Source organism: Paraburkholderia largidicola, assembly GCF_013426895.1.
GTDB lineage: Bacteria > Pseudomonadota > Gammaproteobacteria > Burkholderiales > Burkholderiaceae > Paraburkholderia > Paraburkholderia largidicola.
In genome coordinates, this window is record NZ_AP023174.1 from 1728462 (window position 1) to 1738984 (window position 10523).

The following is a 10523-nucleotide window of genomic DNA, read 5'->3' on the forward strand; positions in this document are numbered from 1 at the left end:
GCAGCAGCAAACCAGCCACCGCTCCCTACAGCCTCAATCCTCAACAACCCGTCTGACCGACCTGCAATCGATCAACCCTGCGCCTGATCCGCAGCCGGCGCATTTCCTTCACCGTCCGTCTGCGCCGCAGCCGCATCATCCGCAGGCTTCGCAGCCACAGCCGCACCCGCATCTTCACCCGTCTTCGCAGCAGGCTTGTTGCGTCCACCCGAACGGCGTCGCGCGAACGCGGATTCCGATGCGGTGACCTTACCCGTTTCCGCGCCATTCAGATCCACGCGCGACGCGCCTTCCGTCAGGCTTGCCCAATAGCGGCTGCCACGGCACCAGGTGCTCACGGCATCGCGGACTTCCTGCTCGGTCAGTTTCAGTTCGCCGGCCTGCTTGAGCAGATCGTCGAGAATGCCGATTTTGAGTGCCACCTTCGGCGCAGGATTCTTCGGAAACGCCAACGGGAAACGCTTCTGCAGCTTGCCGATCGTATGCACGACGGGATCGACGGGATTCTGCTGCGGTTTTGCCGCCGGACGCGCCGAGGCTGGCTTGCCGTGCGCCTTCGCGTCCGCAGGCCTGGGCGCGCGCCGAGCGTCCCGAGGCTTCGCGTCGCGCGGAGCGTCCTTCGCCTTCTGATCCTTGCCGCCCGCGTGAGGAGCCGGCTTGTCCGCAGCCTGCTGTTCCTTGCGCTGCGCTTTTGCCTGCTTGGCGAGTTCGTCCCTCAGCTTCGCCAGTTGTTCAAAGCCCATGTGTTCACCTTCATTGCAATGACGCAGGATTGTAGCAGCCGCTGAGCACCTTCATGCCCGGCGACTTCTCGCTGCCGTCCGCCAATCTTGCACCCGCAGATGACCGTTTCCTGTCATCGGGTCATCTGGACGCAACAGGCAACCGAATCCGCCAGCCGAAGCGAGCAGCAAGCGACGGCCCCGCATCGAATGCGCGCGCAGCGCACGTCGCCACGCATCAAACGAAAACAAGACAAAAAAAGCGCCGCAAGCGCGGCGCCCTGTCTTGCCTGAAAAACTTCGAACAGCGTCAGAACCGGTGCACCATGCCGACGCCGACACCAACCATGCTGCGCGATGACGAAGGCGTCGAATTGAAGCCGTCGCCGATCGTCGCCGTCGCGTTGATGATGCTGCGGCCGTTCGTGCCGAGCGTCTGGCCGTTCGCGCGCTGATACGCCTGCAACGCATACAGACCGGTACGCTTGGACAGCGAGTAATACTCGGACAGGTTGACCTGCGAATACGACGCGTTGCTCGAGATGCCATTGGCCTTCGTCGCGCGCGTGTATGCGTAGCCCGTCGCGAAGTCCCATGCGGCCGTCGGCTTCCAGTGCAGCACGACGCCGCCCGAATTCCAGATAGACAGGTCGTGGAAAGCCGAACCGATGCCGGGAATGTACTGCACGTTCGAATACGTCGCCGTGATGTCGAACTGGCTGTTGAACGTGTAGCCCGCGCCGACCGCGAAGCGCTGCTGCGCGCGCGCCGACTGGTAGCCATTGGTCACGGCCGACACGCCTGCCTGCGCGCCTGCGTTCGAGGTCGTCGTATCGGTGCCGAACGTGCCGCCATTGACGTTCGAGTTGTTGATCTTCGAGAAGCCCACCGCAATGCCGATCGGGCCTTGCGCATACTGGACCGCCGTGCTCCACGTCGAGCCCTGATACGCACTGCCCGGCACGCCGCCGAACGAATACGAGCCGCTGAACTTGAAGCCGTAGATCTGCGGCGACATGTACAGCAGCGTGTTGTTCGCGCGATAGATCGTATCGAGACCGTCGACGTCGCCTGCGTGCGCGCCGTAGAAGCCGGTGAGCCACGTGGTCGGGCTATACGGCGACAGCAGCTGGTAGTACGACGCGTACTGGCGGCCAGCCGTCAGCGAGCCGTAGGTGGCGTTCGACACGCCCACAAACGCCTGGCGGCTGAACATCAGGTTGTTCGTCGACATTGCGCCGTTGTTCGCGCTGAAGCCCTCTTCTAGTGTGAAGATCGCCTTCGTACCGCCGCCGAGGTCTTCCGCGCCCTTCAGGCCGAAGCGGCTGCCCGCCCACACGCCCGTCACCATCTTGAAGGCCGAGTGACCATTCGCGGTCGAACCAAGCGTCGTCGAACTCGACTGATAACCGATGCCGTTATCGATGATGCCGTACAGCGTCACGCTGCTCTGCGCGAACGCAGGCAGCGTGGCCAGCATGGCTGCGCCAGCCAGGGCCGCTTTGACTTCGGGGTAACGTCGTTTCATCTCCTGATCCTTTGTCTTTGAGTGTTATCACGATGCGTCGCATCGTTTTGTCGGCGGCGGGACAAACGCGTGCCGTCGCCGCCGGTGCTGCGGGTAGTACGAAAAGCTGAAGTAATGCGGGAAAATCCGGATGCCGTGAGGATTACTACGGGTAACTACCACTATCGTCCCGCGCGATCCTTCACTGCATGCCGTTGCGCCTAGCCGTGCTTGCGCTGAGCCTGCGCTGCGAGTCTCACAGGCGCATTGACCGCGCCGTATCCGTCGTAACCGCCCTTGCGCTGCACGACCTCCAGAAAGAAGCGGCCATCCATCTGCTCGGTGTACACATGGAAGAACTCGCCGCCCTGCGCGTCCCTGTCGTAAAGGACGTGGGCTTCTTTCATCCTCGTCACCACGCCGTCGGCGAAATCGTAACGCGCTTCAAGGTCATCGTAATAGTTCGACGGGATTCGCAATAGCTGAACGTCGCGTGCGCGCAACTGTTCGACCGCCGAGAAAATATTGTCGGTGTCGAATGCGACGTGATTGAGGCCCGATCCGCGATACGTGTGCAACGATTGCGCCGTCGACGTCCGGCCGTCCACCGATGCATTGAGAACGATCCGCACCGATCCGTCGGCGCTACGTACCGCGCGGCTGCGCACCAGTCCATACGGATCGGGAAGCAGCCAGGCGGGCTCCGCGTCGAAACCGAACACGGCCTTGAAGTACAGAATCCACGTGTCGAGTGTGTCGGCGGGCAGATCGAGGCATACGTGATCGATGCGCTTCAACTCGCCCTGCACTGCCTGAGTGCGTTCGCCCCCTTGCTCGCTCAGCACGAAGTCGGCTTCGTAGAGCGTCGGCTCGTCGGGGCGCGCATCGACGAAGTAATGCAGGCTGCCATCGGGCGCGCGCACGCCCGGCACGACGCGCTCGTTCGGACCGACGCGGCCCGAAAACGGTGCATAACCGAACGACGTCGCGCGCTCGAACACGCGCTCGGCATCGTCGACCTGAAACGCCGACGCGCACAGCGACAGCCCGTGCCGATGGAAGAACTCGCTGGCGAACGAATCGGTCTCCGCGTTCAGCACGATCGACGCCCCACCCTGCTGATACAGCGTCACGTCCTTCGAGCGATGCTTGCCCGCCGCATGGAAGCCCGCTTCGGCAAAGCGCTGCGCAAGGCGCGGCGCGCCGCTCGAATCGACGGCGAACTCGATGAACTGGAAGCCCGAATGCGCGGGCGGCGCAGGCGGCGTGAAAAGCGGCTGACCATCTTTCGAGCGGGCGCCCTTCAGCACGGCCTGCTCTTCGAGATACAGCAGCGATCGATAGCCATCGGCGGCCGTCGCGGCCGTCGGTGCGGCGCGAAAACCGTCGTTGAAAATTTCGAGTGAGAACGGGCCTTGGTAGCCCGTCGCGAGCACGCGGTCCGCGAAGCCCGCGACATCCAGATCGCCTTGCCCCGGGAAGCATCGATAATGTCGGCTCCATTCGAGCACGTCCATCTTCTGCAGCGGTGCATCGGCGATCTGCACGAAGGCGATGCGATCACCCGGAATATCGGCGATGGGTTCGATCGGGTCGTCGATCGACAGCGTATGGAAGCTGTCGAGTATCAGGCCGAGCGCCGGATGATCGACGGCATCGACGAGCCGCCACGCGTGACGATACGAGTTCACGTACTTGCCCCACGCCAGCGCTTCGAAGCCCACCCGCACGCCTTCGCGTTCGGCGAGCAACGCAAGCTGGCCGAGCTGATCGACGATCAGCGCATCGTCCGCGATCACGTTGGGATTGACGTTGCTGCACACGAGCACGAGATCGGTGCCGAGTTCGTGCATCAGTTCGAACTTGCGTTGCGCGCGATTCAGATTTTGCGTGAGCCGCTCCTTCGACACCCCCTCGAAATCGCGGAACGGCTGGAACAGCGTGATCTGCAGGCCGAGATCGGCGCAACGCTTGCGAATGTCGGCGGGCGAGCCGTCGAAGTACAGCAGATCGTTTTCAAAGATCTCGACGCCGTCGAAACCCGCCGCGCGTATCGCAGCGAGTTTCTCGACGAGCGTGCCGCTAACCGACACAGTGGCAATGGAGCGAAGCATGATAGGGCTTGGGTTCGGAATCGTGTTTATGCAGCGGGCTTGAGCGCCAGCAGCTCGCGCGCCTGCTTCGCCGTCGCGACAGGACGGCCGTATTCGCCGCACAGTTTCGCGACGCGCTCGACCAGTTGCGCATTGCTTTTTGCGAGCGTGTCCTTGTCCCAACGCACGTTGTCTTCGAGTCCCGTGCGGCAATGGCCGCCCATTTCGAGCGTCCAGTAGTTCACTTCCAGTTGATGCCGGCCGATGCCCGCTGCCGTCCACGTCGCGCTCGGCAGCAGCTTCTGCAATTGCGCCACTTCGAATTCGAGAATCTCGCGGCGCGCGGGCAAGGCGTTCTTCACGCCCATCACGAACTGCACATGCACGGGCTCTTTCAACAGGCCTTGCTGCACGAGATCGACGGTGCTGTACAGCATCGCCAGATCGAAAATTTCGATTTCGGGTTTGACGTCGTGATCGAGCATCGTCTGCGCGAGCGTGCGCACGAAATCAGGCGGGTTCTCGTAGACGGTGGTCGGGAAGTTCACCGAGCCCGTGGCCAGCGACGCCATGTCGGGCCGCAAATCGAGCATCGCGCCGCGTTGCTCGAACGACCGTCCGCGCCCGCCCGTCGAAAACTGGATGATGATGTCCGGGCAATGCTTGCGGATGCCTTCCTGCAGCACCGCGAAGCTGTTGCGGTCCGAACTCGAGCGCTCCTCTTCGTCGCGCACGTGCAGATGCACGAGGGTCGCACCGGCTTCATAGGCTTCATGCGTGCTCTCGACCTGCTCGGGTATCGAGATCGGCACTGCCGGGTTGTCCTTCTTGCGCGGCACGGAACCCGTGATCGCGACGGAGATGATGCAGGGCTGATTCGTGGCGTGACTCATGGCAGAACCTTTCTCGATGAAACGCGTGATGCCGCTGCGCGACGCATCCGATGTACCCATCCGGTGCGGCGCGGCCTGAAGCGCTGAGGTGGCTCAAGAATAGGCAAGCGGCATGAGGCGGGCAATGCTCCTGGTACCCGAAACGTGCGTTAATCGCACGTTTCTGTGCGATTAACGCGCGCTTCGCGGGTTAGCACCAGGCCGGGTGTCGTGTGGCGCATACAGTGTCGGCAAGGTTTTCCGGCCGATCCGCGAGCGATCGAGGCGGCGTTCCGCCCCACGCCCGGCGCTATCAACAAACGCGGCATGGTGAGCGATAATCGCGCGTACCGATACGTTAGCCGCGCAATATCAGGGGACGATTGCCATGAACCGACCGCCATTGGACAAACGCGACTGGATCGCCGGCCTCGAAAAAGGCCTCGCGATCCTGGAGTCGTTCGACAGCGAACACGCGCGCCTCACACCGAGTCAGGCCGCGCAACTGACGGGCATGACGCGCACCGCAGCACGCCGCTATCTGCTGACGCTCGAACACCTCGGTTATGTGCAGGGCGACGGCAAGCTATATGGGTTGACGCCGCGCGTGCTGCGCGTCGGCTGGTCGTATTTCGACTCGGCGCGGCTGCCGAAGACCGTGCAGCCGTACCTGCAGCAACTGAGCGCGACGATCAACGAATCCGTCTACGTGAGCGTGCTCGACGACTGGGAACTCGTGTTCATCGCGCGCAACGGCACGTCGCGCGTGATGACGACGGGCTTCGTGCTGGGCGCGCGCGTGCCCGCCCCGCTCACCTCCCCCGGCGTCGTGCTGCTCGCGTATCACCGCGATCAGGAAGCGATGCAGACGTGGCTCAACGACGCCGAACTCATGCCCTTCACGCCGCACACGGTCACCAACAAGACGGGGCTGCTCGAAAAGGTCCGTCGCGCGCAGGCCGACGGTTTCGCGGTGATCGAGCAGCAGCTGGATATCGGCGTGCGCGGCGTGGCCGTGCCGATGAAGAACCGTCATGGCGAAGTCGTCGCGGCGCTCAGCACGAACATGCCGATGGGCAAGGAAAGCTCGGAAGCCGCGCTCAACCGCGTATTGCGCGCGCTGCAGGAATCGGCACTCTCGATGCTCAACGTCCTATAGTGAATGACGTAGAGGTAGCGGACGTGGGAGCGAATCATGCACCGTCGATTTGCGGATCGCGCCGACGCGGGCCGTGCGCTCGCCGATCAACTGAAGCATTACGCGCAACGCGACGATGTCGTCGTGCTCGGGCTGCCGCGCGGTGGCGTGCCCGTTGCGTATGAAGTGGCGCGCGCGCTCGGCGCGCCACTCGACGTACTCGTGGTTCGCAAGCTCGGCGTGCCGTGGCAATGCGAGCTCGCAATGGGCGCGATCGCATCGGGCGATGCACTGTATGTGGATGAAGAATTGATGCGCGAGACGGGCGTTTCGCAGCCCGAATTCGAACGCGTGCTGGCAGACGAGAAAGCGCAACTGGCGCGGCGCGAGGCCATGTTTTGCGACCCGCAGCGCGCGAGTGCCGACGTGGCGGGCCGCGTCGCGATCATCGTCGACGACGGGCTTGCAACGGGCGCTTCAATGAAGGTGGCCGCGCGCGCATTGCGCGCACGCGCGCCGGCGAAGATCGTTGCCGCGCTGCCCGTCGCGCCGTACGACGCGGCTGGCCGCATTGGCGACGACGTCGACGAATATGTCTGCGTCGTCGCGCCGGAACTCTTCTTCAGCGTCAGCCAGTTTTATTCGGACTTCAGCGAAACCACCGACGACGATGTGTGCGCAATACTCGCACGCGCATCGTCGGCCAACGGGCCCGCGTCGTGCGGATGACGCGCGCGCTTGCACCGACTGACCTGCAGCAAGACGGCCGGTAGACGCGCCGTCGCTGCCGCAGGCGGGCCTTTCAGGCAGCGGCGGCCGTCAGATGCAGCGGCAGATAGCTTTGCAGATAGTCCTCGAACTCGCCGCGCACTTCCGGGTGACGCAGCGCGAACTCGACGGTCGCCTTCAGATAGCCGATCTTGCTGCCGCAATCGAAGCGCGTGCCGAAGTAGCGATACGCGAGCACCTGCTCTTCCGTCAGCAGCGATTGCAGCGCGTCCGTCAGTTGCAGTTCGCCGCCCGCGCCCGGCTTCAACGCGCGAATGTGCTTGAAGATGGTCGGCATCAGCACGTAGCGGCCGACCACGCCGAGATTCGACGGTGCCTTGTCGGGCGCCGGCTTCTCGACGATGCCCGACAGCTTGATGACGTCCTCTTCCCACTCTTTGCCGTCGACCACGCCATACGAACGGCTTGCTTCGCGGGCGATGGTTTCGACGCCGACCACGGAGCTGTGATAGTGGTTGAACACGTCGACCAGTTGCTTCATCACGGGCTGTTCGCTGTGCAGCAGGTCGTCGGCGAGAATCACGGCGAACGGGCTGTCGCCGACCAGCTTTTCGGCGCACATCACGGCATGGCCGAGGCCTAGCGCTTCTGCCTGACGCACGTAGAAACAATCGACGTTCGCCGGCTTGATGCTGCGCACGAGATCGAGCAGTTGCTCCTTGCCGCGCGCTTCGAGTTCCGCCTCGATTTCATAGGACTTGTCGAAGTGATCTTCGATCGCGCGCTTGCTGCGGCCAGTGACGAAGATCATTTCGGTGATGCCTGCTGCGATCGCTTCTTCGACCGCGTACTGGATCAGCGGTTTATCGACGATGGGCAGCATCTCCTTCGGGCTCGCCTTCGTGGCGGGCAGAAAACGTGTGCCGAGGCCCGCTACAGGAAAGACGGCTTTGGTGACTTTCAGCATGGTATGCATTTCCACTCGGTTGATTGAATGTATGCAATCGCCGTGAGAGGCGGCGCATTGTCGTGCCGGAAAAGACTAGCGCAAAATTATTTGAAAGAACGGATGGCGCCCCGTTGAAATTAATTCAAATTGTTCTTTTGCCGATCAGCTGTTCCGGTATTTGAAAATCGTGCGGAAAGAATGACATCGACAATTTGAATTGATATACGGCGTCGCGTAAATTTTGCCAATCACGCCTGGGCGGCGGGTGCCGCCCGCGCGTTCAGTCGTTCTCTTCGAACTGCGGCATCTTTTCCGGATTCATGCGGATACGGCTGATCGGCTCGTTGCGCAGTGCTTCGCGATACGCGGACACGGCGACGAGTAGCAGCAACACGGCGATGCCGGCGATCAAATGCAGGTTCATGACCCCACCCCTGTCAGAAGTTTTCCCCGCATGAACGTAACATGAAAAAAACATCAAATAATTCAGAGGTCTATTTGAATTTGGATTTGCTTCGGCTATGCATTGGCAATATGACAACCTGAATAATTCCAATCATTTCTTGTCGATTTTTTTGCACGCCCTTTCACCTAGGATACGCAAGCGGGCGTGCTGCGCGTTGGATGCTGCGCGTCAATTTATTCATCAACGATCAAGGACCGCGAATGAGTGACACAGCACTGGACGCCACCGGCTCGTCCCTGTCCTTGCCGGCGGCGCGCAGCGATGCGAAGGTCGCCGGGAAGGAACATGTCATCGACGCGATGCGGGGTTTTGCCGCGTTGCTGGTGGCGTATTTTCATTGCCGCCAGGTGGAATGGGTGGGCATGCAGAGCTTTCACCATGTGGCGGGCAAGTCGCTCGATCTGAATACGATCGTTGCGTACCTGACGCTGCCTATTGCGTGGGGCTCGGCAGGGGTGCCGATTTTCTTCGTCATTAGCGGGTATTGCATTCATCGTGGCGCGGCGCAGCGTCTTGCGAAGAATCCGGCTTATCGGCTGGATGCGATGAATTTTTGGGCGCGGCGGTTTGCGCGCATTTACCCTGTGCTGTTTGCTGCGCTGCTGCTCACGCTGGCGCTCGACTGGACTAGCCTGCACTTTCCGCCTGTCAATCACAAGATTCTCGATATCGGGCCGCAGGCGTTTCTCGTCAATCTGTTTTCACTGCAAGGCGTGGGTGGCAAGACGTATGGATCGAATGGCGCGTTGTGGACGCTGTCGCTGGAAGTGCAGTTTTATGCGGTTTATCCGCTGGTTTTTGCTTTGCGGCGCCGGCTTGGGATGATGCCTGTGCTCGCGATTGTTGCGCTCGTTAATGTCGCTTCGGTTTTTGTTTTCGAGCGGCATGACTTGCAGTTTTTTACGTCGTTCTGGTTCTCGTGGATGCTTGGGGCGTGGATCGCTGAATTGCAGCTGGAGCGTGGTGATGGGTCTTCTTCGCGTCAGCGCATGCCCTGGCTGATGTATGGGGCGGCCGTCCTCCTGACAGTTCTAGGGTGTGTTGCGTTTCGCTTTGGGCAGTATCTGGCGTTTCAGTTCTGGGCTGTTGGGTTTGCGTGCTATCTGAATGAGGCTCTCAAGAGCCGGCGGCAGAACGATACTGGAGTGATTCGGGTGCTGTCTCGCTTTGGTGACTTTAGCTTCTCGCTTTATTCGATTCATCTGCCTATTTTTGTGCTGCTGTCGTCGGTGCTCTATCGTTCGGCGTTGCAGATGTCGATCTTGCCGAGTTTTGGTTTTATGCTCGTCGCGGTTGGCGTTGCTTGGGTGTTTTATCGGTGTGTTGAACTGCCGGCTATGAAATGGTCTGGTAGTTTGAAATCTACTCCGCGGTGAGTTGCTGCGCAGGCTTTTGGGTTGTGTGCCTGGTTTATTCGCTTGCATCCGCGATTTGTTATCTAGCTTCACGCGTCGCCCCTGTGCGGGGCGGCACCTACTTTTCTTTGCCGCCGCAAAGAAAAGTAGGCAAAAGAAAGCGGCTCACACCGCCAGTTCTAGTATTTGCCTGAGGGCCCCCGAAGGTTCTTACGCTTCACACGGCAACCACGTGACCCACGTTCGTTGCCAGCGTTCTCTCTGTACGCCTCACCCACTTCATGTGCCCGCGTCGCGGCACGCGCTACGAGATAGTCCACCGCCGCCCAGGTGGCAAACTGTGTGCAGGCTTTTGTGCCCTACACGCATCACTCCGGACTGGGTAGCAAGACTGGTGTTTCTGGTAAGAGCACTACCCTGTACGGTACGTCAGCCTACACACAGTTTGCCACCTGGGCGGCAGAGACCATTCGCTGTCGCTAGCTCTTGTTCGGGTGTTTGAGGCGGGTGAGGCGTAGATTCGAGGCGTTGGCAACGGGCACAACCACGGCAGTGCCGTGTGAAGGGCGGGGACGTTGGGGGCCCGTGGATAAGAACATGGGCTGGCGGTGTGAGCCGCTTTCTTTTGCCTACTTTTCTTTGCGGCGGCAAAGAAAAGTAGGTGCCGCCCCGCACAGGGGCAACGCTTGAAG

At 61.3% G+C, this 10523-nt stretch carries 9 protein-coding genes; 3 read left to right on the top strand and 6 right to left on the bottom strand.

The window, feature by feature from the left end; translation table 11 throughout:
* Positions 1-71: 71 nt before the first annotated feature.
* From PPGU16_RS07735 to PPGU16_RS07750, 4 genes are all read right to left on the bottom strand, one after another.
* Positions 72-743 carry a ProQ/FinO family protein gene (locus PPGU16_RS07735; RefSeq protein ID WP_180722394.1) on the bottom strand — a complete coding sequence of 224 codons (672 nt, stop codon included), beginning with the start codon at positions 741-743 and terminating at the stop codon, positions 72-74.
* 289 nt (positions 744-1032) lie between these two features.
* Complete coding sequence (locus PPGU16_RS07740; protein ID WP_180722395.1) at positions 1033-2250, bottom strand: porin; 1218 nt, start codon at positions 2248-2250, stop codon at positions 1033-1035.
* A 200-nt stretch (positions 2251-2450) separates the two neighbouring features.
* Positions 2451-4343: a bifunctional sugar phosphate isomerase/epimerase/4-hydroxyphenylpyruvate dioxygenase family protein gene (locus PPGU16_RS07745; RefSeq protein WP_180722396.1), complete on the bottom strand. Its 1893-nt coding sequence runs from the start codon at positions 4341-4343 to the stop codon at positions 2451-2453.
* Positions 4344-4369: 26 nt separating this feature from the next.
* A complete protein-coding gene (locus PPGU16_RS07750; protein WP_180722397.1) occupies positions 4370-5215 on the bottom strand; it encodes a 3-oxoadipate:acetyl-CoA acetyltransferase in 846 nt (281 codons plus the stop codon).
* Positions 5216-5582: 367 nt separating this feature from the next.
* Between PPGU16_RS07750 and PPGU16_RS07755 the strand changes: the two genes are divergently transcribed.
* Entirely contained in the window at positions 5583-6353 is a 771-nt protein-coding gene (locus tag PPGU16_RS07755; protein ID WP_180722398.1) for an IclR family transcriptional regulator domain-containing protein, read from the top strand.
* A 36-nt stretch (positions 6354-6389) separates the two neighbouring features.
* A complete protein-coding gene (locus tag PPGU16_RS07760) occupies positions 6390-7061 on the top strand; it encodes a phosphoribosyltransferase (RefSeq protein WP_180722399.1) in 672 nt (223 codons plus the stop codon).
* Positions 7062-7134: 73 nt separating this feature from the next.
* Here PPGU16_RS07760 and galU read toward each other — a convergent pair whose 3' ends face one another.
* A complete protein-coding gene (galU, locus tag PPGU16_RS07765; RefSeq protein ID WP_036005763.1) occupies positions 7135-8028 on the bottom strand; it encodes a UTP--glucose-1-phosphate uridylyltransferase GalU in 894 nt (297 codons plus the stop codon).
* A 262-nt stretch (positions 8029-8290) separates the two neighbouring features.
* Positions 8291-8434, bottom strand: coding sequence for a hypothetical protein (locus tag PPGU16_RS07770; protein ID WP_180722400.1), 144 nt, complete (start codon positions 8432-8434; stop codon positions 8291-8293).
* Between the two features lie 242 nt (positions 8435-8676).
* Between PPGU16_RS07770 and PPGU16_RS07775 the strand changes: the two genes are divergently transcribed.
* Positions 8677-9852 (top strand): acyltransferase family protein, encoded by a 1176-nt coding sequence (locus PPGU16_RS07775; protein ID WP_180722401.1) that lies wholly within the window; start codon positions 8677-8679, stop codon positions 9850-9852.
* The last annotated feature ends 671 nt before the right edge of the window (positions 9853-10523 follow it).